This window comes from Crossiella sp. CA-258035, from assembly GCF_030064675.1.
Classification (GTDB): domain Bacteria; phylum Actinomycetota; class Actinomycetes; order Mycobacteriales; family Pseudonocardiaceae; genus Crossiella.
The window spans coordinates 4,448,505-4,470,300 of the sequence record NZ_CP116413.1; the positions used below are offsets into that span (position 1 = coordinate 4,448,505).

Consider the following 21,796-nt stretch of genomic DNA (forward strand, 5'->3'; position numbering starts at 1 on the left):
CACACAGGACCGCGGGGTGGCGGCCAGCGGTGCGGCGTGAAGCCGAGGTTCCTGGGTCAGCGCAGGTAGCCGGCCAGCGGCAGGTTCAGCTCGCGGACGCCCCGCGCGACGAGGGTGGCCATCTCCGCGCCGCCGCGTGCGGAGAAGTGGGTGTTGTCTCCCGCTTCCCTGGTCAGGAACAGCGCCTGGGAGGCCGATGGACCCATCGACTCCACCAGCGCCTTGCTCTTGGCGGTCAGGTCGATGACCGGAACGTTGGCGCTGCGGCCGAGCGCCCGGATCACCGCGGGCAGGTCCACGCCCACGCCGTTGACGTGCAACGCGGTGGCGGTGAGTGTGCTGCCGTTGAAGAGCCTGCGCACCGGCGGCGTCATCAGCACCGGCACGCCGCCGCGCTCGCGCACGCCGTTGACCAGGCGGGTGAGGTTGTCGCGGAAGGCGGACGCGGTGGTCTGCTTGTCGTTGTGCCCGAGCTGGATGAACACCAGGTCCCTGCTCTTGATCAGCGGCTTCATCCGGGGGAAGAGCGCGCTGTTGGACAGGAAGCTGCCCGAGCTCTCGCCGGAGTCGCCGTAGTTGGCCACCACGGCGCCGCCACGCAGGAGGGCCGGCAGGTGCTGACCCCAGCCGGTGTAGGGCGCGGTGGGCTGGTCGCAGACGGTCGAGTCACCGGCGAGGTAGGCCACCAGCGGGGCCTTGGCCGGGGTCACGGTGAGCGCGCCGATCGCGGGTGCGGTGCCGCTGAAGGTGATCTGCAGGCCCGGGGTGCCGTTGCCGCCCTGTCCGGTGGGCTGGCCCTCGGGGTTGCGGACGTTGACCGTGGCCGTGGCGCGGACGACCTGGCCCGCGGTGGTGGAGACGGGGTTGAGGACCTGCCTGCGTGCTTCCACCGACATCGAGGTGTTGGCGGCCTTGGTGGTGCTGCCCAGTTCCACCGTGACGTCGTAGTTGCCTGGTGCCAGGGTGAAACCGCACTTGATCGGCGCGGTGCCCGAGCACTGCGGTGGCAACGCCGCCGGCGCGGCCGTGGCCGGAACGGGAGCCAGCACGGCCACGTTCACCGCGGCGGTGAGGAACGCGAAACGCTTCAGGGACACGGAGTCTCCAGCCGTCATGATGTGAACGTGCACAGCGTTCTTGGGGCGCGAGTAGCTCTGATGGAACAGCACGTACGCGCCCGTTTCAAGAGCAGCTCGCCTTGTATCTGTGAACGTGCACAGCATCGTCGAAATTCGACCGCGCATTCGACGACCCCTGTTGAACGGCCGGGCGAAAGGGGCCTTGCGGCTACGCCTTCTCCCGGGCCAGCAGCGCGAGCAAGCCGGGGAAGCGTTCCTCGATGTCGTTGCGGCGCAACCGCACCTTGCGGCTGTTGCCGCGGTCGACCTGCCTGACCAGACCCGACTCGCGCAGCACGCGGAAGTGGTGGGTCAGCGTGGACTTGCTGACCGGCAGCCCGAAGGACAGGCACGTGCGTTCGGTGTCCGCCGGCTCGCCGAGCAGCGTGACGATCACCAGGCGGCGGTGGTCGTCGGCGAGAGCGCTCAGCACGGACCGCAGCTCCATCTCCGCGACTTCGGGATGCCCCTCGGTGTCCGGCACCTTGCCTCCTCGCACGGTCGGGTTTCAATTTCATCGTACCTAAGGCTTGCCCGTGCGCGGCGGACCGTGTCAGGCTTCAGGTACGTATCTAGTCGTACCTACGACCCGATTAGAACCTCAGTGGAGATCGTTCGATGAGTGCTACCGACGACCTGGCCATCGCCGACCGCGCGACCGCCCCACTCGCTGCCAAGGGAGCGGGGCTGACCCTGGCGGTGGTGTTGCTGGCCGTGTTCGTGGTGCCGAGCTCGATCTCCGGCACGGCCGTCGCGCTGCCCGTGATGGGCGCGGAGCTGGACTCCGGCGCCGCGGGCCTGCAATGGGTCGTGAACGCCTTCAACCTGGCCTTCGCCTGCTGCACGCTGGCCTGGGGCTCGGTCGCCGACATCATCGGCCGCGGCAAGGCCTTCGCCATCGGCGCCGGGCTGTACCTCCTCGCGTCGGTGGCCAGCGCGTTCGGCACGAACATCTACCTGATCGACGCGGCCCGCGCGCTGGCCGGCATCGGCGGCGCGGCGATCTTCGCCTCAGGCGGCGCGATCATCTCCACCATCTTCACCGGGGCGGCGCGGGCCCGGGCGTTCGGGCTCTTCGGCACGGTCGCCGGGGTCGGGGTGGCCCTCGGGCCGTCGCTGTCCGGCGCGATCGTCGACACGCTGGGCTGGCGGTGGATCTTCGGCGTGCACGTCCTCGCGCTGACGCTCGCGCTGATCGGCTCGCCCGCGGTGTTCCGCACGGTCGGCAGCGAACGGCGTGCGGCGCGCGTGGACACGGCGGGCACGGCGCTGTTCGTCCTGGCCATGCTCTCATTGATGATCGGCATCGTGCAGGGCGGCGAGTGGGGCTTCGCCAGCCCGGCGGTGCTCGGGTTCTTCACCGGGTTCGTCGTGCTGCTCGGTGCTTTTGTGGCGGTGCAGCAGCGGGTCGCGCAGCCGATGCTGGACCTCTCCGTGCTGCGCGACCGCAGGTTCGTCGGCATGTGCCTGGTGACCGTGGTGGCCTCGTTCGGGTTCGTCACGATGCTGACCTACCTGCCGAGCTACCTCACCACCGTGGGCGGCAGGTCGACCGCGACCGCCGGCGTGCTGATGGTGCTGCTGACGCTGGGCGTGCTGGTGTGCCCGCTGGCGGCGGGCAAGCTGGTGGCCAAGGGCGTCCCGCCGCGGACGGTGATCTACGTGAGCCTGGCCTGCCTGGTGGTCGGCGACGCGACCGCGCTGGTCTTCGGCCCGTCGTTCTCCGTCGCCGTGGTCGCGGTGCCGCTGCTGCTGATCGGCGCGGGCATGGGCCTGTCGGCCGGTCTCGTCGACGGGCAGGCCCTCGACGCGTTTCCGGCCGAGAAGGCGGGCATGGCGGCGGGTCTGCTGAACACGGTGCGCCTGGGCAGCGAGGCGATCGCCGTGGCGGTGTACGGCGCCCTGCTCGCCGGGCTGCTGCGGGGCGCGGTGGCCGACGGGCTGGCCGCGCACACCGCCGACGATCCCGCGCGGGTCGCCGGTGATCTCGCGACCGGCAACCTGACCGCGGCCGCGCAGGGCGGCGGCGCGGAGCTGACCGGCTTCCTGGTCAGCAGCTACGACGGGGCGTTCCACACCATCCTGATGGTGCTCACCGGCGTCTGCCTGGTGCTGTCGCTGGTGGTCGTCGTCCTCCTGCGCACACCGGCGAAGGTCACCGCGGCGCGGTGAAGGAGGACAGCGGGCCGACGGACTCAGCGCCGCTGGGGCGAGGTGGCCGTCACGATGCGGTTCTCCCAGGCCCAGGCGGCGATCTGGACCCGGTTGCGCACCCCGAGCTTGGTCTGGATGCCGGAGACGTGGGTCTTGACCGTGCTCAGCGAGATGAACAGCTCGGCCGCGATCTCCTGGTTGGTGCGGCCCTTGGCGATGGCCCGGACGACCTCGGTCTCCCGGTCGGACAGCGGCCGGCCCGACCCGCCGGCCGTCGGGGTGGTGTGCACGTCCGCGAGGTGGCGCAGCAGTCGCAGGGTGACCGAGGGGGAGACCAGGGCGTCGCCGACGTTCGCGGCGCGGACGGCCTCGGCGAGCAGGTTGGCCCCGGCGTCCTTGAGGATGAAGCCGACCGCGCCGCCGCGGAGCGCGCCGTAGATGTACTCGTCGGTGTCGAAGGTGGTGACCACGACCACCCGCAGCGGGTCGGGGACGCCGGGACCGGCCAGGGCGCGGGTGACCTCGATGCCGTCGAGGCGGGGCATGCGGATGTCCACCAGGCACACGTCGGGACGCAGCCTGCGGGCCGTGCTGACCGCCTCGACGCCGTCGGCAGCTTCCGCGACCACGGTGATGTCGGGCTCGTCCTCCAGCAGCAGCCGCAGGCCGCTGCGGATCATGGCCTGGTCGTCGGCCAGCAGGACGCTGATGGTCGAGGGGCTGGTCATCGGCGCTCCCGGACCGGGAGTGGCAGGACGGCGCGCACCGACCAGCCGGCGTCCGGGCAGGGGCCGGCGGACAGTGTGCCACCGAGGGCCTCGACGCGTTCGCGCATCCCGACCAGGCCGTAGCCGTCGCGGCGGGGGTAGCGGGCCGGGGCCTGGGGGGCGTCGTCGACGACCTCGACGGTGATCTCCGGCCGGTCCTGGATGACGTCCACGGTGACCGCGCGGGCGTGCGGGGCGTGCTTGGTGATGTTGGTCAGGGACTCCTGGACGACCCGGTACACCGTGCTGGTGACCTCCGGCGGCCATGCGGGTTCCTCCTCGGGTAGCCGGAGGCGCACGGCAGGGCCGTGGCCGGTGAAGCGCGCGACGAGCTCGCTGAGCTGTTCGGGGCCGGGGGTGGCGGGGGCCGCGTCGTCGGTGTCGCGCAGCAGGCCGACCACGCGGCGCATCGCGGCCAGCGCGTCGGAGCCCGCGGCCTCGATGCCGGCCAGGGAGTCGTCCAGTCGCTCCGGGTGCTTGCGCCGGAGGACCCTGGCGGCCTGGGCGTGCAGCACCACGCCGGTGATGTGGTGCGCGACGACGTCGTGCAGTTCCCTGGCCAGTTCAAGGCGTTCGTCCCGGCGCACCTGCTCGGTGGCGGCCTGCCGGTGGGTGTCGAGCAGCCGCAGACCCAGCCCGGTGGCGAGCGCGGCGAGCCAGCCGGCGACGCCCAGCATCGTCACCGCCGACTCCGATTGGGCGAGGGCGGAACCGGCGACCAGCGCGAGCCCGCCGGCCGCGATGGCGCTGGCCCAGGGGATCGAGAGGGTTCTGACCGCGGAGCCGATGAGCACGGACAGGCCGAGCGTGGTGGCAGGCCCGGGTTCGGCTGGCAGGTGGGCCAGCCGGGCGAGAAGGACCGCGGTCGCCGCGACCGTCAGGCCGGCGACCGCGGCCCCGGCCAGGTGGCGCCGGCGCAGCAGGGCGAGCACGCCCAGCACCAGCCCGGTGGCGCAGCCGACCACCCAGTAGCCGCCACCCCAGCTGTCCGCGATCGCGAACGCGGTGATGGCCAGCGCCGCGGCGAGTGCGACGCCGAGCCCGGTGTCGGCCATGATGCCGGCCAGCCGCTTCACGCTGGTCGTGCCGTTCCCTCGCATGTGGTGCAGGCTAGGAACGCTCATCCGCGCGCCGAATCGGTCAAAAGTACGGTTACGTCCGGCGCGAACCCCGCTTTCACCTGATGTTCGACGCCGCAGCGGCTCACAGGATGTGGCCATGCCCTACCACAAACGCCCGCGCGGCCTGCTCGCCCTCGTCGGCCTGCTCGCCGTCGCGACCGCCGCCTCCTCCGCGCACGCCGCCGCGGCGGCCAGCACGCCCTACCTGCCCGCGCCCACCGGCGCCCATCCGGTCGGCACCACTTCCTTGCACCTGACCGACAAGTCGCGTCCGGACCCGTGGGTCCCCGCGGCCGGGGCGAGAGAACTCATGGTCTCCCTGTGGTTCCCGGCCAAGTCGCGGGGCGAGCGGCCGGCGCGGTACATGACGCCGAAGGAGTCGGAGCTGCTGCTGAGGAGCGCGGACATCACCAGCGTGCCCCCCGATGTGCTGAGCAGGACCCGGGTCAACGCCTACACCGACGTGAAACCGTTGGGCGGCAAGCGACCGCTCGTCGTGCTCTCGCCCGGCATGGGCTGGTTGCGCACCTCGCTCACCTCCCTGGCCGAGGAACTGGCGAGCAGCGGCTACCTGGTGGCCGCGATCGACCACACCTACGAGACCCACGCCACCACCTTCCCGGACGGGCGGGTCACCACCTGCGCCACGTGTGAGCTGGGGATCGAGGACTTTCCCAGGCTCGCGGTGGAAAGCCGGGCCCGCGACGTCTCCTTCGTGCTCGACGAGCTGACCCGCTCACCCATGGTCGATGCGTCCCGGATCGCGATGGCGGGCATGTCCCTCGGCGGCGCGAGCGTCGGTGAGACCATGCTGACCGACCCCCGGGTGCGGGCCGGCATCAACCTGGACGGCACGAACTTCAAGCCACTGCCCGCAACCGGGCTGTCGCGGCCGTTCATGTTCTTCGGCGCCCCCGCGGCCGAACCCTCGTGGGTCCGGGACTACCAGCGCCTGACCGGGTGGAAGCGCTGGTTCGCGGTGCAGGGGTCGGTGCACACCTCGTTCACCGACTACGACATGCTGACCAACCAGATCGGCGTCGACCTCGGCAGCAAGCTCCCGGGCACCCGTTCCGCGGTGATCACCCGCGCCTACGTCGAAGCCTTCTTCGACCTGCACCTGCGCGGCACCCCGCAGCCCCTGCTGGAACGGCCGTCCACGCACTTCCCCGAGGTCCGGTCCTGCACCCCGGAAACCCAGCCCTGCCAGTAGGAAACCCGCCGCGGCCGGTGGCGGCTCGCCCGAGCGCCACCGGCCGCGGTGCCCCGAGTCACGGGGCCTCGGGGCCGACCTGGGCCGCGTTCAGTGGGGTCCGGGTGACGGCGGCCGTCGACCGCTCGTCTGCTCCCACGTCCGCGACCCCGGTGCGGGCCTGGCCGTCCATGTCCTCGGTCAGGAACGGGTGACCGCCGGCGCCGGCGTCGATCGCCGGGCTCCCGTCGCCGAGCCGGAACACCGGCCCCTGGCGGACCAGCAGCGGATCGACCGGGCGCACCGCGCCGGCCGGCTTGCTGACGCCGACGGTCGCCGAGCCGGTCGGCCAGGCGATGTTGCCGGTGTAGGTCAGGTTCACCGGCGCCTTGACCTCGTTGATCAGCTTGCCCTGGCCGCCGGTGACCACGTTGCCGGTGATCACCGAGTCCACCGGGGCGAGCTTGTAGTTGGCGCCGACCTCGATGTTGGAGACGTTGCCGACGAAGGTGTTGTGCGCCACCGTCGCCCGGTAGACCCGCCAGTGCGCGTTCAGCGCGCCCGAGGTGTCCACGTCACCGCCGTCGAGCTGTAGCGCGGCGTCGTAGCCGGTGCCGGTCAGGCCCTCGAAGTAGTTGTTGTAGATCTTGTGGTCCTGGCCGTAGATCCGGATGCCGCCGGTGCCGGCCTTCCCGCCGCCGAAGAAGAAGTTGCCGTAGAAGGCGCCGCGGTTGCCGTGCCGGTGCGACAACGTGCCCTGCGAGGTGCGGAAGGTGTTGTGGCGCACGGTGTTGTCGTTGCTCTTGACCGAGATGATCTCCGGGTCGCCGTCGCAGTTCTCGAACAGGTTCGACTCGACCACGGTGAAGCCGCTGGACTGGGAGATCTTGCTCCAGCCGACCCGGATCGCCTCCATCTCGTTCTCGGCGCGCGGGCCGATGTTGCGGAAGTGGTTGTGGTCGATCCGATCGTGTTGCGACTGCTGGGTTTCCGTGCCGTCGATGGTGATGAAGTTGCCCTGCTGGTGCTTCTCCTCGAACAGGTTGTGGTCGATCCGGTTGTGGTGGCTGTCCACCCCCTGGATGAGCACCCACTTCAGCGAGGAGCTCTCGGTCAGCCGGAAGTGGTTGCGGGTCAGCCGCACGTTGTTGGAGCCGGTGAGCTTCAGCGTGGCACTGTTGGTCCAGCGCAGGCCCTCCACCGTCACGTAGGAGGAGTTCGCCACCTCCAGCTGACCGGCGTTGATCACCGCCTTGCCGCGGTTGGCCGCCACCACGGTGATCGGCTGGGTCGCGGTGCCGTGCTTGCCGGCGAGCTTGCCGATGCTGTACTGGCCGTCCGCGAGCACGATCCGGTCCCCGGCCCGCGCCGCGCCGAAAGCGCTCTGCAACTGGGCCGAGCTGGCCACCGGCACGGTCCGGCCGGGTTCGGGATCCCCGGTGTTGTCGTGGGAGACGGTCAGGCCGTGGACCTTCACCTCGCCGAAGTTGCCGTCCTCGCAGGGCGCGGAGTTGTCGCAGTTGGCCTGGGTGTAGGCCCCGGCCTTGAAGTAGCCGCCGGTGAACGCCTTGGCCAGCGTGGCCTTCAGCTCGCCGTTGTAGTAGGCCCTGACCTGGCCGCCGTTGACCACGAACTTGGCCTGGAACCTGGTGCCCAGCTGGTAGTTCTCGGTGATCAGGGTGTGCTTGGTGTCGCCGTCGGTGAGGTAGAGCTTGCTGCCGTCCAGCCGGAAGACCGAGACGTCGTCGTCGGCGGCGTCGTGGATCTGCCCGGCGACGAGGTGCGGAGTTCCCTTGGGCAGCGCGGTGATGGCCTGGTCGATCACCATCGTGTGCGTGCCCGAGGTCGAGGACCAGCCGGCCTTGGTGCCCGAGGCGGTCATCTCGCGCAGCTCGGCGCGCGGGTGGTTCGAGCCGCTGGTGGTGACCCCGTTGACCGCGGCCCGGAACTGCACCGCCTGGCAGTCCGGGGTGGCGCGGAACCACGGGTCGATCGAGTAGGTGGCCAGCGCGGGCTGCTCGACGGTGAGCGGCTGCCCTGGTTCCCCGATCGGCAGCCCGAGGGACCAGTTGCTCAGGTTCAGCACGTCGGCCGGGTGGTCGCACTCGCCCCCGCTGCCGCCGTCGGCCCCGTTGACGGTGGCCTCGGTGATGCTGGTCCAGTCGTTGACGGTGTTGCCGTGCCCGACCACGCGGAGGTACCGCGCGGACCTGTCCGGGAAGTCGTGGTTCTCCAGCTGGAGCGTGCGGCCGCTGGTGGTGCGGCGGGGGAGCACCGTGGTCCAGGCCGAGCCGTCGTCGGAGAGCTGGACCTCGAAGGTGTCCTTCCTGGTGTCACCCTTGTGCCAGGCCAGCGACACCGAGCCCACGGTCCGCGCCGAGCCCAGGTCGAAGCGGATCCACACCCCGTCGCCCTCGGCCGACCACCGGGTGTTCAGGTCCCGGTCCAGGGTGTTGGCCGCGACGTTGCCGTCATCGGCGATGGCCAGCACCCCCGCGACCGGCAACGGAGCCCCCGCGGCCGCCGCCACCGGACTGGCCAGCCCCGCCACCAGCACCGCGGCCAGTACCCCCAGCACAACCCGTCTCATCGAACCTCGCTCCCGTCACGCGCCACCGCTGATCGGTTCATCGCGGTAAGGGTCACGGGTCCGGGCGGGGACCGGTCCCGTACCGGCTGGCACGGTTCAGTGCCGCGCGGACGGTAGTTCCCGGCCGGCCGGGCAATCCTCCAGTCCCGTACCACGGTCGCGGAGGCGAGGCCGATGTTGTCGATCACCATGACTGGATCCGCCACCGAGGGCCCCACCGTGCTCACCCTCTCCGGCGTGCTCGACCCCGACGGCTCGGCCCGGCTGCTGGAACGGGTCAGGCGGCTGATCGACGGCGGCTGCCGGCACCTGGTGCTCAACCTGGGCGGGGTGACCTTCTGCGACTCCAGCGGCATCAGCGCCCTGCTGCGCGCCAGGGCCAAGGCCGCGGAGGCCGACTCCCGGGTGCGGCTCAGCACGCCGAGCCCGGCGCTGCGGCGGGCACTGGCGCTCACCGGGATGACGTGGGTCTTCCAGGACTCGGTCGACCAGTGAGCCCGGTCCCGGGCTCCGGCCCGGCGCCGGCGTGCCGTCCGAGTCCCCGCGCGGCCAGGTTCGCGGTGGCGCGCCCACCCCCCGGTTCAGGACCCCGCCGGTGGGTAGCCCCCGTCCAGAAACCCCGTCTGTGGAAGGGCTCTGCCATGACGGCGACCGAACACCCGCCCGCCGCGCCGGCTCCCGTGCCGGTCCGGCCCGTGCACCGCCGGCCCCTGGGTTCGGCGCTGTTGCGCATGTTGCGCACCACCGACCACAAGCAGATCGGCATCCTCTACCTGGTCGCCTCGTTCGGGTTCTTCCTCATCGGCGGGGTGATGGCGCTGCTCATGCGCGCCGAGCTGGGGCTGCCCGGCATGCAGCTGCTCTCCAGCGAGCAGTACAACCAGCTGTTCACCATGCACGGCACGGTGATGATGCTGCTCTACGCCACCCCGACCGTGTTCGGCTTCGCCAACTACGTGCTGCCGCTGCAGATCGGCTCGCCGGACGTGGCCTTCCCGAGGCTGAACGCCCTGTCCTTCTGGCTGTTCCTCACCGGCGGGCTGATCACCATCGGCGGTTTCCTCACCCCCGGCGGGGCCGCCGACTTCGGCTGGTTCGCCTACACCCCGCTGTCGCTGGCCACGTACTCGCCCGGTGTCGGCGGCAACCTGTGGGCGGTGGGCCTGATCATCAGCGGCCTGGGCACCATCCTGGGCGCGGTCAACATGATCACCACCGTGCTGTGCCTGCGCGCGCCCGGGATGACCATGTGGCGGATGCCGATCTTCACCTGGAACATCCTGTTCACCAGCATCCTGGTGCTGATGGCCTTCCCGATCCTGACCGCCGCCCTGTTCGGGCTGCTGTCCGACCGGCTGCTCGGCTCGCACGTCTTCGACCCCGCCAACGGCGGCTCGATCCTCTGGCAGCACCTGTTCTGGTTCTTCGGCCACCCCGAGGTCTACATCGTGGCGCTGCCGTTCTTCGGCATCGTCAGCGAGGTCATCCCGGTCTTCTCCCGCAAACCCCTCTTCGGCTACAAGGCGCTGGTGTGGGCCACCGTCGGCATCACCGGGCTGTCGGTGGTGGTCTGGGCGCACCACATGTACGCCACCGGCGCGGTGCTGCTGCCGTTCTTCGCCATCACCACCTTCCTCATCGCCATCCCCACCGGCATCAAGTTCTTCAACTGGATCGGCACCATGTGGCGCGGCCAGCTCAGCTTCGAGACCCCGATGCTGTTCTCGGTCGGGTTCATGGTGACCTTCCTGCTGGGCGGCCTCACCGGCATCCTGATGGCCGCCCCGGCCATCGACTTCCACGTGCACGACACCTATTTCGTGGTCGCGCACTTCCACTACGTGCTCTTCGGCACCATCGTCTTCGCCACCTTCGCCGGGATCTACTTCTGGTTCCCCAAGATGACCGGCAGGCTGCTCGACGAACGCCTGGGCAAACTGCACTTCTGGACCACCTTCATCGGCTTCCACCTGACCTTCCTGATCCAGCACTGGCTCGGCTCGGCAGGCATGCCCCGCCGCTACGCCGACTACCTGCCCTCAGACGAGTTCACCTGGATGCACGCGACCTCCACCATCGGCGCGTTCCTGCTGGGCGCCTCGGTGCTGCCCTTCATGTGGAACGCCATGCGCAGCTACCGCTACGGCGAGGTGGTGACCGTCGACGACCCCTGGGGCCACGGCAACTCCCTGGAATGGGCCACCTCCTGCCCACCGCCACGGCACAACTTCACCGAGCTGCCGCGGATCCGCTCCGAGCGCCCGGCCTTCGAGCTGCACTACCCGCACATGCTCGAGCGGCTGCGCGCCGAGGCGCACGTGGGCGGCAGGCGCCAGCAGCCGGACGGGCCGACCGCGCCATCGGAGATGGCCGCACACGGCACCCGCGCGGACGAGGAAGCGGTGAACCCGGACAACCCGAAGGAGCGCTGAGGGGCGTCCTGGAACCACGTTCACCGAGAGGCCGGACACCAACGAGGACACCGTTGGCGAGCTGGCCGAGGGGTGGAAGGACGACCCGGCTCGCCGCAGTCGGCTACCAGGAGGGCTGTGGGTCGTTGCGGAGGATTCGCCAGCACAGGTAGACGCACACGCCGACCGCGGGCGCACCGCCCAGCAGCGTGGCGGCGATCCCGAGCGGGATCACCGCTCCGGCCAGGTACAGCGGCACCAGCACCGCTGTGGCGATGGCGAACTTGGCCAGGAACACCGCCGTGCACACGTAGTAGCGCCGCCGCTGCCCGCGATCGCGTCGCCAGGCGAGACGGTCACCGCGCACCGTGCCCAGCACCAACCCGATCGCCGGCCATCGCATGAGCATGGACGCCAGGAACAGCACGCCACCGCTTGCCTGCAAGAGGACGGTGGTGAGGTAGAAGTCGACCGCGTGTCCAGTGCTCCCGGCCAGCAGCGCGGACACGCCGACCACGATCAACCCGATCGCCGGCTGCCACACCTTGCCGCCGGTGCACAGCCGCACCACGGCCAGCACGAACACGCCACCGACCGCGACCAGCGCGGACGCCGGCACCTGCCCGGTCAGCAGGTACGCGAGGAGGAACAGCGCTCGCGACACGACGCCTTCGGCGACCGTGCGCCAACCGCCGATCGCGCTGAACAACGAGAGGGACCTCCGCGTCAGCAGGCTGAGGTTCATGTGCTCGCCTTGGCCGCGGCAGGCGTGAAACTGTTGCGGCGCATCGTGTCCTCGTAGCCGCCGATCGCATCGAGCAGGTCGAGCCGGCCACCGTGCGCCTGGACCAGTGCCGCACAGAGGTGGTGCGCGTCCTGCATCGCCAGGTTGCCACCGAAACCCGGGGCCAGGTGGATCGCGTCGCCGATGACCGTCACGGGGCTGGCGGGCCAGGCAGGCGCCGACGGGATCACTCCGATGCGCAGCGCGACCGTGACCTCCGGCCACGCCTCGGCGACGACCAATCGCAGGGCCGGAGGCAGTTCCACCGTCAACTCCCTGGCCCGGCGCCACACCGCGGCCGAGCCGAGCCGCTCCTGGGTGGTGGGCAATGCCCACATCACGTAGTCCTCGACCTCGGCGACCGCGCTGCGGTGCAAGGCGGGCAGCCACTGCCTCCGCGCGACCACCGGCGGCTGGGTGAACCGCAGCACTCCCAACGCCATCGTCGTGCCGCGCACATGTGCACCGGCCGGGTTGTCGCCGATCAGGTTCGGCAGCCCGGTACCGGCCACAGCCCGAAGTGGCGTCGCGCCCATGATCATGCGTCGTCCCGTGTCCACCACCCGCACATCGGGCAGGTACTGGCGGCGGACCGCTGAACCGATTCCATCCGCACCGACCAGCACATCCGCGGTATCGGTGCGGCCGTCGGCGAACCACACCCGGACCGTGCCGTCGGCGCGCTGCTCGAACCGCGTGAACTCCACCCCGAACCGGACCACGTCGTCCAGTTCCGTGAGCAACACCGCCCGCAGCAGCGGTCGATGGACCTGCCGGCCAGGCCGCGCCCGCCCCGCCATGCCGTCGGAGGGCCGAGCGCCCGTGACGGTGAGCTGTCCATCCCGGTCGGACAGCGTCAGGGTCTGCGCACGCGGTCCCCCCATGGTGGCCTCCACCATCGCGGCATGCGCCGGCGGCAGGCACGCACGCAGTGCCGCCACGCCGCGCTCGTCCACGTGCAGGCTGACGCCCTGCCGACGCCCCAGCGCGCCGTCTCGCTCGTACACCACGACCTCGACCCCTGCCCGGCGCAACCCATGAGCGAGCGTCAACCCGCCCAGACCGGCGCCGACCACAACCACCCTCATCCTCGCACCCCATTCTTCATCGCCTGATGAAGAACACCCTAGGCCGAGTCGCGGACAAACTCCACCGAGCGATGAAGAAAGGGTGTTAGGCTGTAGCGGTCATGACAGAACACGACAAGCACGGTCGTCCCGGACGCTGGCGCTCCGGCGCGGAGAGCAAGCAGCGAGTCCTGCAGGTCGCCCGCGAACTGTTCGACCAGAACGGCTACAGCGGCACGACCGTGCGCGCGATCGCCACTGCGGCGGAAGTCGACCCGGCGATGGTGTTCTACTTCTTCGGCACCAAACAGGGCCTGTTCAGCGCCGTGATCGACATGTCCGGCAACGTCCCGCCAGCCATCGAGTCGATCTTCGCCGGCAGCCTCGGCACCATCGGCGAGCGCATCGTCCGGACACTCGTGCAGAACCTCGACAAGTCCGACCGCACGCCGCTGGTCATGCTCACCAGGTCGGCGCCCACCGACCCGAAGTCCGAAGCCCTGCTGCGCGAGTTCATCGACCGGGAGATCACCGACCGGCTCGCGGCACTGCTCGGCACGCCGGACGCTGCGCTACGGGCGGGCATGGTCAACGTCCAGATCCTGGGTCTCGCGGTAGCCCGGTACATCGTACGCATCGAGCCGATCGCATCATCATCCGCCGACGAGCTGGCCACCATGTTCGGTCCGCTCGTACAGCACTGCCTGACCGGACGAACAACACCATCGTGAGCAGTGGAGCGGTGCTGGCGTCCTGGGGTTCGCTGATCGGCACCACCTCAGGCGACTCGCGGGCTAGTTCGGGGTGTTCCCGATGGTGGTGCCCGCGATGAGCGCGGCTGCCACGGCGGTGTCGTCACCGGTCTCCGCGACCGGCGTGACCGTCCAGGTCTTGGGCTCGGCCATGCTCCCTCGCAACCGCTGCTGACGACAGTCCCGGCACCAGCGCCGCGAGGTGCCGTGCCGCTCGCAGTGGGTGGACGTCATTGAGTTCTCCTCGATGTTCCGGCAACCCTTTTCATGTGTGCATCACATTTTCCTCTTGTTCGTCGCAGCACAGAAGACTGCAATCACACCCGCCTGGCCCGTGAGAAAAATCGAAGCCGGGCTTGGGCAGGGTCGTGGGTGTCGGCGAGCTCCCTGATGGGTGTACCGAGTCGAAGGGCCAGCGGGATCAACGGCTTCACCTCGGCCGTGCCAGGGCGAGCGCCGGTGCACGAGCCACCGGGTCGCGGCAGGCCACCTGCCGCACCGTCTGGTCCACCACGTCCGGCCGGTGCTGCGGCAGAGCGGGGAGCCGCGCGGTCACGCCTGCCTCGCCGCCGTCGCGCACCAGGAGCACGATGCCCGGCACGGCGACCCTGGCCAAGACCCGGAGACCACCCACCTTCCACACCCGTGCGCTATAGAAAATCGATAGAGCACGCGCATCATGCCGGCATGCAGATGGTGCCTTTCACTGTGCGAAGCTGTGCGATCCCCGGCCTGACCGTGCTGCAGACGCGGCAGGCCGCCGACGAACGCGGAACGGTTCGAGAGTTCTTCCGCGCCTCCGCCATGACCGATGCCGGCCTGCACGCGGGGCCTTGGCAGCAAATCAACGTCACGCGCACGTCCCCGGGCGCGCTGCGCGGCTTGCACGGCGAAGCGATGACCAAGCTGATCGGCGTCGTGTCGGGTGCGGCGTTGGGCGCGTACGTCGACCTGCGGGTGGACTCGCCGGTGCGCGGCCGCGTCGTGACGGTGTCGCTGACGCCCGGGGTGCAGGTGCTGGTGCCGCCCGGCGTGTGCAACGGCTACCAGGCGGTCGGGCCGGAGCCGATCGAGTACCTGTACGCCTTCGACCGGGAATGGGTGCCGGGCATCGGCGGTGTCGCGGTGCACGCGCTGGATCCGGCGCTGGGGATCGAGTGGCCGGTCCTGATCGACCCTGCCGACAGGTCGAAGCTGTCCGCGAAGGACGCCGGGCTGCCGCTGCTGGCGGACGCGTTGGGCTGACCCCGCGGGCCCGGCGACGCCGCCAGATGGATTCGAGTTGCGGTGAAGTGCGGCTCGAGCGTCATCGGCCACCCTTCGGCGGTGCCGGTCGGCAGTCGGGAGAACAGATGAGCGTCATCGAGAACGGAAGACTGACCGTCCCGCGCGCCGGAGCGCCGAAGCAGATGCGGGACCGGGTGGCGGACCTGGCGCGCCTGCGGGAGCGGCTGCGCGAGGGCCCCGGACCGGCCGCGACCCAGGCGCAGCGGTCGCGAGGCAAGCTGACCGTCCGGGACCGGCTGGCGCTGCTCTTCGACGACGGAACGTTCACCGAGGTCGAGCCGTGGCGGCGGCATCGCGCCACCGGCTTCGGGCTGGAGGACCGGCGCCCGCCCACCGACGGCGTGGTCACCGGGTGGGGCGAAGTCTACGGGCGGACGGTCTTCGCCTACGCGCACGACTTCCGGATCTTCGGTGGCGCGCTCGGCGAGGCGCACGCCCAGAAGATCCACAAGGTGATGGACCTGGCGGAGAGCGTGGGCGCGCCGATCGTCGGCCTCTGCGACGGTGCGGGCGCCCGGATCCAGGAGGGCGTGACCGCGCTGGCCGGGTACGGCGGCCTCTTCCAGCGCAACGTGCGCTGCTCCGGAGTGCTACCGCAGATCAGCGTGATGGTAGGCCCGTGCGCCGGAGGTGCGGCCTACTCGCCGGCGCTCACTGATTTCGTCTTCATGGTCCGCGACATCTCCCAGATGTTCCTCACCGGCCCGGACGTGGTGCACGCGGTCACCGGCGAGGTGATCACCCATGACGCGCTCGGTGGCGCCGATGTGCACGGCGAGTTGTCCGGGGTGGCGGCGTTCGTCCACGACTCCGAGGCGGACTGCCTGGCCGACGTCCGCTACCTGCTGTCGCTGCTGCCGGCGAACAACCGGGAGCTTCCGCCAGACGGCCCGGCGGACGACCCGCCGCAGCGGCGTACCGAGCGCCTGCTCGACCTGGTGCCGGCAGAACCCCGCCAGTCGTACGACATGTACCAGGTGTTGACGGAGATCGTTGACCACGGCGAGTTCCTCGAAATCCACGAGCGGTGGGCGCGCAACATCATCTGTGCGCTGGCGCGCCTCGGTGGGCAGGTCGTCGGCATCGTCGCCAACCAGCCGAGCCACCTGGCGGGCGCGCTCGACATCCACGCGTCGGAGAAGGCCGCACGGTTCGTGCAGACCTGTGACGCCTTCAACATCCCCTTGGTGACGCTGGTGGACGTGCCCGGCTTCCTGCCCGGCGTCGACCAGGAGCACGGCGGGATCGTCCGGCACGGCGCCAAGCTGCTGTACGCGTACTGCAACGCGAGCGTGCCCCGGGTCCAGCTGGTCCTGCGCAAGGCCTACGGCGGGGCCTACATCGTCATGGACTCCCAGGCGATCGGCTCGGACATATCGCTGGCCTGGCCGACCTGCGAGATAGCGGTCATGGGGGCCGACGCGGCAGCCAGTGTGATCTTCCGCCGGGAGATCGCGTCGGCCGCGGATCCCGAGAAGGTCCGCGGACAGCGCATCGCCGAGTACCAGGAGGCGCTCATGCACCCCTTCTACGCCGCGGAGTGTGGGCTGGTTGACGACATCATCGATCCGGCGGACACCCGCGCGGCCCTGATCAGCGCGCTGACCATGCTGCGCACCAAGCACCGCGGCGTTCCCGCGCGCAAGCACGGGAACCAGCCGCAGTGACATCCGTTCCCGGGTTCGAGATCGCTCGCGGCACGCCTGGCGCCGATGAGACCGCCGTGTCGAGCGAGGCTCCAGCGAGGCCACCGACCCTCCACGCACCCGCACACGAAGGGAAACGACGATGACCCACACCTTCCAGGCCAGCCGGATGTGGCAGCGCATCAACGAGTTCTGGGTGACGGAGGACGCGGCGGTCGACCTGACCGACTTCAAGTCGGACCGCCGGAACTTCAACCTCGCGCTCTGGGATCCGGCCGCCAACGGTGTCAGGTACTTCAAGGCGATGCTGTACCACCTGGCATCGGAGCTGACCCCGGCCCAGTGGGCCCGGATCGAGCCGATCCGCAACCGGGAGGTGGGAAACCCGATCACGGTACGCATCGACGGCCGCCCGGTGTGCCTCGACTACCTGCAGGCCGCGCTCGAGCTCGAGTTCATCGAGCCGCACGTCGACCTGCGGAACGCGGACGTGCTCGAAGTGGGGGCCGGTTACGGGCGTACCTGCCACGCGATTCTCTCCAACCACGACGTGTCGAGTTACTGCATCGTGGACCTGGGCAACACGCTCCGGCTGAGCCGCCGGTACTTGCGCGAGGTGCTGGACGACGCCCAGTTCGCCAAGGTCCGGTTCGTGGACGTGGACACCGAGGACCCGGCGAGCACGCTCGCGCCGATGCGGTTCGACCTGTGCGTCAACATCCACTCCTTCACCGAGATGATGCCGGAGACCGTGCGCGCCTACCTGGACCTGATCGCCGGCACCTGCGCCGCGTTCTACGTGAAGAACCCGGTCGGCAAGTTCTTCGACAAGCGCCTCGACGGTCACTGGAAGGGCGACGAGGCTGTCCGGTACGCCCTCGAGGTGGGGCCGCTCCGCGAGGTCGTGGACATCTACGACAACCGAGCCGTGGCGTCCCGGGCGCCCGGCTACGTCGACACCTACCGGCCGGCCGGCGACTGGACCTGCCTGGCCGACGCGCGGGCCGAGCCGTGGAGCTACTTCTGGCAGGCCGTCTACCGCAAGGGCGACACCGCGCCGTGATGCCGGAGCGGGAACTGCGAGGGCGCACGGCCGTGGTGCTCGGCGGGTCCGGGTTCGTCGGCCGGCACGTCTGCGCGGCAATGAGCGCGGCGGGCGCGCGGGTGGTGCGCGTTGTCAGGTCGGCTCGGCCCAGCCTCGACGACGACTCCAGCACGGCCCGTCTCGACCTGGCGCTCGACGGGCCACGCGCGCTGACCGGGCTGCTCGATGAGCAGGACGCGGAGATCCTGGTGAACGCGGCCGGAATCGTGTGGGGCGGCTCCGAGGAGCAGCTGACCGCGGCCAACGCGGGCGTGGTCGCGCTGATGGCCGAGGCCGCGCGGGGCGCGGCGCGGCGGCCGCGGCTCGTTCAGCTCGGCACCGCCTACGAGTACGGGCCCGCCCCGTACGGCACGTCGACCCGGGAGGACCATCCGCCCGCGCCCACCAGTCCCTACGGCCGTTCGAAGCTGCTGGGCACCCGCACGGTGCTGCGCGCCGCCGCGGAGCACGGTCTGGAGGCGGTGGTGCTGCGGCTGTCCGTGGCATGCGGCCCCGGCGCCTCACGGGCCGGCCTCAGCGGGATCGTCGCCGACCACCTCGCCGCGGGACGGCCGGAGGTTCGGCTGGCGCCGCTGCGGGCCTACCGCGATGTGGTGGACGTCCGGGACGCCGCGCGGGCGGTGGTCGCCGCGGCGCGGGCGCCCTCCAGCGCCGTGGCCGGTGCGACGATCAACGTCGGCGCCGGACGTGCCGTGCAGGTGCGCGAGCTGGTCGATCTCATGATCGCTCTCAGTGGCCGTTCGCTGCGCGTGGTGGAGGAGGCAGGCAGGCCGCGGGCGCGGGCGGACGCGCCCTGGCAGCGGCTGGACATCACCGCGGCCCGGCGGCTCCTCGGCTGGTCGCCGCGCCGGAGCCTGGAGGAGTCGCTCCGCGACCTGCTGGCATCCGTCGGCGTGCATGCCTTGAACGGGACGGCATCGGCGATCCATCGAGAGTAGAGCGGATCACGAGAGGCCCAATGCACCGTGAGTGCGAGGCGTTTCCCCGCTTCGGTGGTGGACATGGCGGCAGGCCCACACAGAGGGATCTCTATGACAAGACGGGCGGTAGTGACCGCAATCGGCATCGTGGCCCCTGGCGCGACCGGCACCAAACGCTTCTGGGATCTCATCTCCGGAGGACGGACCGCGACCCGGACGATCAGCTTCTTCGACCCGTCGCCCTTCCGATCGCAGATCGCCGCGGAGTGCGACTTCGATCCCGCGCGCGAAGGCCTCTCCCCGCAGCAGATCCTCCGCATGGACCGCGCCGCGCAACTCGCCGTGGTGAGCGCGCGGGAGTGCCTGGCGGACAGCGGGCTGGTCATCGGGGACCTCGACCCCGCCCGCATCGGGGTGTCCATCGGCAGCGCGGTCGGCTGCACCATGGGCCTTGAGGAGGAGTACGTCGTGGTCAGTGACGGCGGCCGCAGGTGGCTGGTGGACGAGGACTACGCGGTCCGGCACCTCTACAACTACTTCGTGCCGAGCTCCATCGCGGCCGAGGTGGCCTGGGAGGCCGGCGCGGAGGGCCCGGCCGCGCTGATCTCGACCGGCTGCACCTCGGGCCTGGACGCGGTCGGGCACGCGGCCACGCTGATCCGGGAGGGCGCGGCTGACGTGATGCTGACCGGCGCCACGGACGCGCCCATCTCGCCCATCACGGTCGCGTGCTTCGACGCGATCAAGGCGACCTCCCCGCGCAACGACGATCCCTCGCACGCGTCCCGGCCGTTCGACCGGACGCGCAACGGGTTCGTCCTGGGCGAGGGGGCGGCTGTCTTCGTGGTGGAGGAGCTGGATCATGCGATCCGGCGCGGTGCGCACATCTACGCGGAGATCGCCGGGTTCGCCTCGCGGTCCAACGCCTTCCACATGACCGGGCTGCGACCCGACGGCCGGGAGATGTCGGTGGCCATCGACGCGGCGCTGGCGCAGGCCGGCCGGACGCCCGCGCAGGTTGACTACATCAACGCGCACGGCTCGGGCACGAAGCAGAACGACCGGCACGAGACGGCGGCGTTCAAGCGCAGTTTCGGCGAGCAGGCCTACCGGGTGCCGATCAGCGGGATCAAGTCGATGATCGGGCACTCGCTGGGCGCCATCGGCTCCCTTGAGATCGCCGCCTGCGCGCTGGCCATCAAGCACAACGTGGTGCCGCCCACCGCCAACCTGCACCACCCGGATCCGGAGTGCGATCTGGACTACGTGCCGCTCGTCGCGCGGGAGCAGCGAACGGACACGGTGCTGACCGTCGGCAGCGGCTTCGGGGGTTTCCAGAGCGCGATGGTGCTCACCGACGTCGCGGAGGCGGTCCTGTGACCGAGGCGCCGGTGGTCACCGGGATCGGGGTCGTCGCGCCGACCGGTATGGACGCTGCCACGCACTGGGGGAGCACCGTGCGCGGGGAGAGCGCGCTGCGCCGGATCAGCAGGTTCGATCCGGCGCCGTACTCGAGCCGGATAGCCGGGGAGATCAGCGATTTCCGCGCCCAGGACCACCTGCCGAGTCGCCTGCTCCCGCAGTCTGACCACATGACGCGGCTCGCGCTGGTAGCCGCGGACCGGGCGTTCGAGGACGCCGGGGTCGACCTGCGGTCGATGCCTGAGTACGGCGTCGGCGTCGTCACCGCGAGCACTGCCGGGGGATTCGAGTTCGGCCAGCGGGAGCTGGAGAAGCTGTGGAGTCTCGGGCCGCAGCACGTGAGCGCGTACCAGTCGTTCGCGTGGTTCTACGCGGTGAACACCGGGCAGATCTCGATCCGGCACGGCACCCGAGGGCCCGGCGGCGTGCTGGTGACCGACCATGCCGGCGGGCTGGACGTTGTTGCCCAGGCCCGCCGGAACCTCCGGCAGGGCGCCTCGATGATGATCGCCGGCGGCGTGGACGGCTCGCCCTGCCCGTGGGGGTGGGTCGCCCAGCAAGCAGGAGGGCGGCTCAGCACCTCGGCCGAGCCGGCGGCCGCGTACCTGCCGTTCGACGCCGCCGCGAACGGCCAGGTGCCCGGTGAGGGCGGCGCCCTGCTGGTGCTGGAGTCGGCCGAGGCGGCGCGGGCCCGCGGCGTCAGCCGCTGGTATGGGCGGATCCTCGGCTACGCGGCGACCTTCGACCCGGCACCGGGCTCGGACCGCCCGCCGACGCTGCGCCGCGCCGTGGAGCTGGCGCTGGCGGACGCGTCCGTGACGCCGGACCAGGTCGACGTGGTCTTCGCCGACGCGGCCGGCGTCCCGGAGCTGGACCGGATCGAGGCCCGGGCGATCCGGGACGTCTTCGGCCCGCACGGCGTCCCGGTGACCGCGCCGAAGACGATGACTGGCCGGCTCGGGGCGGGCGGTGCCGCGCTCGACCTGGCCACCGCGCTCCTCGCGATGAACGAAAACGTGATCCCCCCGACCGCGAACGTGTCAAGTCCGGTGCCCGGCTACGAGCTGGACCTCGTGCTCCTGCCGCGGCCGGCGCCGCTGTCCATCGCGCTGGTGCTCGCCCGTGGCCACGGGGGGTTCAACGCCGCGATGGTCTGTCAGAACGAGCCGACGACAAGGAAGGTGGCGGTGAGATGAGCGAGCTGACGCTTCGACGGCTCATGGAGGTCATGCGCGACTGCGCGGGTGACGGCGAGGGTGTGGACCTCGACGGGGACATCCAGGACCGCAGCTTCGACGACCTCGGCTACGACTCCCTCGCGCGGCTGGAGACCGCGGCCAAGCTGGAACGCGACCTCGGCATCCGCCTGCCGGACGAGGAGGTCACCGAGGCCATGACGCCAAGGGACTTCCTCGCACTCGTCAACGAGAGCCGCTCGTCGACCGGCACCGGTGGATGAC

General features: G+C 70.8%; 21 protein-coding genes. 12 read left to right on the plus strand and 9 right to left on the minus strand.

The features are described 5' to 3' along the window. Window positions 1-56: 56 nt before the first annotated feature. Both N8J89_RS20185 and N8J89_RS20190 read right to left on the minus strand, forming a co-directional pair. Window positions 57-1,097, minus strand: coding sequence for a rhamnogalacturonan acetylesterase (locus N8J89_RS20185; RefSeq protein ID WP_283665931.1), 1,041 nt, complete (start codon window positions 1,095-1,097; stop codon window positions 57-59). Window positions 1,098-1,287: 190 nt separating this feature from the next. Continuing rightward, a complete protein-coding gene (locus tag N8J89_RS20190; protein WP_283665932.1) occupies window positions 1,288-1,602 on the minus strand; it encodes an ArsR/SmtB family transcription factor in 315 nt (104 codons plus the stop codon). A 134-nt stretch (window positions 1,603-1,736) separates the two neighbouring features. Between N8J89_RS20190 and N8J89_RS20195 the strand changes: the two genes are divergently transcribed. Then, on the plus strand, window positions 1,737-3,290 hold the full coding sequence (locus tag N8J89_RS20195) for an MFS transporter (RefSeq protein ID WP_283665933.1): 1,554 nt from the start codon (window positions 1,737-1,739) through the stop codon (window positions 3,288-3,290). A gap of 23 nt (window positions 3,291-3,313) precedes the next feature. Here N8J89_RS20195 and N8J89_RS20200 read toward each other — a convergent pair whose 3' ends face one another. Continuing rightward, a complete protein-coding gene (locus N8J89_RS20200) occupies window positions 3,314-4,000 on the minus strand; it encodes a response regulator (RefSeq protein WP_283665934.1) in 687 nt (228 codons plus the stop codon). Continuing rightward, a complete protein-coding gene (locus N8J89_RS20205; protein WP_283665935.1) occupies window positions 3,997-5,139 on the minus strand; it encodes a sensor histidine kinase in 1,143 nt (380 codons plus the stop codon). The genes N8J89_RS20200 and N8J89_RS20205 overlap by 4 nt, the downstream gene beginning before the upstream one ends. Window positions 5,140-5,257: 118 nt before the next feature. Between N8J89_RS20205 and N8J89_RS20210 the strand changes: the two genes are divergently transcribed. Further along, window positions 5,258-6,373, plus strand: coding sequence for an alpha/beta hydrolase family protein (locus tag N8J89_RS20210; protein ID WP_283665936.1), 1,116 nt, complete (start codon window positions 5,258-5,260; stop codon window positions 6,371-6,373). Between the two features lie 58 nt (window positions 6,374-6,431). On the opposite strand, the gene N8J89_RS20215 is transcribed toward N8J89_RS20210, so the two are convergent. Continuing rightward, the gene (locus N8J89_RS20215; protein WP_283665937.1) at window positions 6,432-8,942 is read right to left on the minus strand and encodes a chondroitinase-B domain-containing protein; all 2,511 of its coding nucleotides are present in this window, start codon (window positions 8,940-8,942) and stop codon (window positions 6,432-6,434) included. A gap of 189 nt (window positions 8,943-9,131) precedes the next feature. Here N8J89_RS20215 and N8J89_RS20220 point away from each other — a divergent pair, with 189 nt between their 5' ends. Further along, the gene (locus tag N8J89_RS20220) at window positions 9,132-9,437 is read left to right on the plus strand and encodes an STAS domain-containing protein (protein WP_283665938.1); all 306 of its coding nucleotides are present in this window, start codon (window positions 9,132-9,134) and stop codon (window positions 9,435-9,437) included. Between the two features lie 146 nt (window positions 9,438-9,583). Continuing rightward, window positions 9,584-11,374, plus strand: a complete 1,791-nt coding sequence (ctaD, locus tag N8J89_RS20225) for an aa3-type cytochrome oxidase subunit I (protein ID WP_283665939.1) — start codon at window positions 9,584-9,586, stop codon at window positions 11,372-11,374. Window positions 11,375-11,477: 103 nt separating this feature from the next. Here the strand turns inward: ctaD and N8J89_RS20230 are convergent, their stop codons facing one another. After that, the gene (locus N8J89_RS20230; RefSeq protein ID WP_283665940.1) at window positions 11,478-12,098 is read right to left on the minus strand and encodes a DUF3159 domain-containing protein; all 621 of its coding nucleotides are present in this window, start codon (window positions 12,096-12,098) and stop codon (window positions 11,478-11,480) included. Further along, entirely contained in the window at window positions 12,095-13,225 is a 1,131-nt protein-coding gene (locus N8J89_RS20235; protein WP_283665941.1) for an FAD-dependent oxidoreductase, read from the minus strand. The genes N8J89_RS20230 and N8J89_RS20235 overlap by 4 nt, the downstream gene beginning before the upstream one ends. Before the next feature lie 101 nt (window positions 13,226-13,326). Between N8J89_RS20235 and N8J89_RS20240 the strand changes: the two genes are divergently transcribed. Then, on the plus strand, window positions 13,327-13,935 hold the full coding sequence (locus N8J89_RS20240; protein WP_283665942.1) for a TetR/AcrR family transcriptional regulator: 609 nt from the start codon (window positions 13,327-13,329) through the stop codon (window positions 13,933-13,935). 63 nt (window positions 13,936-13,998) lie between these two features. Here the strand turns inward: N8J89_RS20240 and N8J89_RS20245 are convergent, their stop codons facing one another. Both N8J89_RS20245 and N8J89_RS20250 read right to left on the minus strand, forming a co-directional pair. Further along, window positions 13,999-14,190, minus strand: a complete 192-nt coding sequence (locus tag N8J89_RS20245) for a hypothetical protein (protein WP_283665943.1) — start codon at window positions 14,188-14,190, stop codon at window positions 13,999-14,001. Window positions 14,191-14,386: 196 nt separating this feature from the next. Then, window positions 14,387-14,590 carry a hypothetical protein gene (locus tag N8J89_RS20250; protein WP_283665944.1) on the minus strand — a complete coding sequence of 68 codons (204 nt, stop codon included), beginning with the start codon at window positions 14,588-14,590 and terminating at the stop codon, window positions 14,387-14,389. Between the two features lie 53 nt (window positions 14,591-14,643). Here N8J89_RS20250 and N8J89_RS20255 point away from each other — a divergent pair, with 53 nt between their 5' ends. The 7 genes from N8J89_RS20255 (at window position 14,644) to N8J89_RS20285 (ending at window position 21,795) form a co-directional block, all read left to right on the plus strand. Further along, window positions 14,644-15,201 carry a dTDP-4-dehydrorhamnose 3,5-epimerase family protein gene (locus tag N8J89_RS20255; protein ID WP_283665945.1) on the plus strand — a complete coding sequence of 186 codons (558 nt, stop codon included), beginning with the start codon at window positions 14,644-14,646 and terminating at the stop codon, window positions 15,199-15,201. 164 nt (window positions 15,202-15,365) lie between these two features. After that, on the plus strand, window positions 15,366-16,910 hold the full coding sequence (locus N8J89_RS20260) for an acyl-CoA carboxylase subunit beta (protein ID WP_283666205.1): 1,545 nt from the start codon (window positions 15,366-15,368) through the stop codon (window positions 16,908-16,910). Between the two features lie 121 nt (window positions 16,911-17,031). After that, window positions 17,032-17,952, plus strand: coding sequence for a putative sugar O-methyltransferase (locus tag N8J89_RS20265; protein WP_283665946.1), 921 nt, complete (start codon window positions 17,032-17,034; stop codon window positions 17,950-17,952). Continuing rightward, window positions 17,952-18,932, plus strand: a complete 981-nt coding sequence (locus tag N8J89_RS20270; protein ID WP_283665947.1) for an NAD-dependent epimerase/dehydratase family protein — start codon at window positions 17,952-17,954, stop codon at window positions 18,930-18,932. Before N8J89_RS20265 ends, N8J89_RS20270 begins: the two co-directional genes overlap by 1 nt. Window positions 18,933-19,025: 93 nt before the next feature. After that, on the plus strand, window positions 19,026-20,294 hold the full coding sequence (locus N8J89_RS20275; RefSeq protein WP_283665948.1) for a beta-ketoacyl-[acyl-carrier-protein] synthase family protein: 1,269 nt from the start codon (window positions 19,026-19,028) through the stop codon (window positions 20,292-20,294). An 11-nt stretch (window positions 20,295-20,305) separates the two neighbouring features. Continuing rightward, complete coding sequence (locus tag N8J89_RS20280) at window positions 20,306-21,532, plus strand: ketosynthase chain-length factor (RefSeq protein WP_283665949.1); 1,227 nt, start codon at window positions 20,306-20,308, stop codon at window positions 21,530-21,532. Beyond that, window positions 21,529-21,795, plus strand: coding sequence for an acyl carrier protein (locus N8J89_RS20285; RefSeq protein ID WP_283665950.1), 267 nt, complete (start codon window positions 21,529-21,531; stop codon window positions 21,793-21,795). The genes N8J89_RS20280 and N8J89_RS20285 overlap by 4 nt, the downstream gene beginning before the upstream one ends. The last annotated feature ends 1 nt before the right edge of the window (window position 21,796 follow it).

What these genes read in the sequence shown, in the direction of transcription:
- N8J89_RS20245 (WP_283665943.1), bottom strand. Translation starts at nt 14,190, where the DNA reads ATGACGTCCACCCACTGCGAGCGGCACGGCACCTCGCGGCGCTGGTGC.
- N8J89_RS20285 (WP_283665950.1), top strand. Translation starts at nt 21,529, where the DNA reads ATGAGCGAGCTGACGCTTCGACGGCTCATGGAGGTCATGCGCGACTGC.
- N8J89_RS20230 (WP_283665940.1), bottom strand. Translation starts at nt 12,098, where the DNA reads ATGAACCTCAGCCTGCTGACGCGGAGGTCCCTCTCGTTGTTCAGCGCG.
- ctaD (WP_283665939.1), top strand. Translation starts at nt 9,584, where the DNA reads ATGACGGCGACCGAACACCCGCCCGCCGCGCCGGCTCCCGTGCCGGTC.
- N8J89_RS20195 (WP_283665933.1), top strand. Translation starts at nt 1,737, where the DNA reads ATGAGTGCTACCGACGACCTGGCCATCGCCGACCGCGCGACCGCCCCA.
- N8J89_RS20215 (WP_283665937.1), bottom strand. Translation starts at nt 8,942, where the DNA reads ATGAGACGGGTTGTGCTGGGGGTACTGGCCGCGGTGCTGGTGGCGGGG.
- N8J89_RS20265 (WP_283665946.1), top strand. Translation starts at nt 17,032, where the DNA reads ATGACCCACACCTTCCAGGCCAGCCGGATGTGGCAGCGCATCAACGAG.
- N8J89_RS20205 (WP_283665935.1), bottom strand. Translation starts at nt 5,139, where the DNA reads ATGCGAGGGAACGGCACGACCAGCGTGAAGCGGCTGGCCGGCATCATG.
- N8J89_RS20220 (WP_283665938.1), top strand. Translation starts at nt 9,132, where the DNA reads ATGACTGGATCCGCCACCGAGGGCCCCACCGTGCTCACCCTCTCCGGC.
- N8J89_RS20200 (WP_283665934.1), bottom strand. Translation starts at nt 4,000, where the DNA reads ATGACCAGCCCCTCGACCATCAGCGTCCTGCTGGCCGACGACCAGGCC.
- N8J89_RS20270 (WP_283665947.1), top strand. Translation starts at nt 17,952, where the DNA reads ATGCCGGAGCGGGAACTGCGAGGGCGCACGGCCGTGGTGCTCGGCGGG.
- N8J89_RS20260 (WP_283666205.1), top strand. Translation starts at nt 15,366, where the DNA reads ATGCGGGACCGGGTGGCGGACCTGGCGCGCCTGCGGGAGCGGCTGCGC.
- N8J89_RS20240 (WP_283665942.1), top strand. Translation starts at nt 13,327, where the DNA reads ATGACAGAACACGACAAGCACGGTCGTCCCGGACGCTGGCGCTCCGGC.
- N8J89_RS20255 (WP_283665945.1), top strand. Translation starts at nt 14,644, where the DNA reads ATGCAGATGGTGCCTTTCACTGTGCGAAGCTGTGCGATCCCCGGCCTG.
- N8J89_RS20210 (WP_283665936.1), top strand. Translation starts at nt 5,258, where the DNA reads ATGCCCTACCACAAACGCCCGCGCGGCCTGCTCGCCCTCGTCGGCCTG.
- N8J89_RS20235 (WP_283665941.1), bottom strand. Translation starts at nt 13,225, where the DNA reads ATGAGGGTGGTTGTGGTCGGCGCCGGTCTGGGCGGGTTGACGCTCGCT.
- N8J89_RS20275 (WP_283665948.1), top strand. Translation starts at nt 19,026, where the DNA reads ATGACAAGACGGGCGGTAGTGACCGCAATCGGCATCGTGGCCCCTGGC.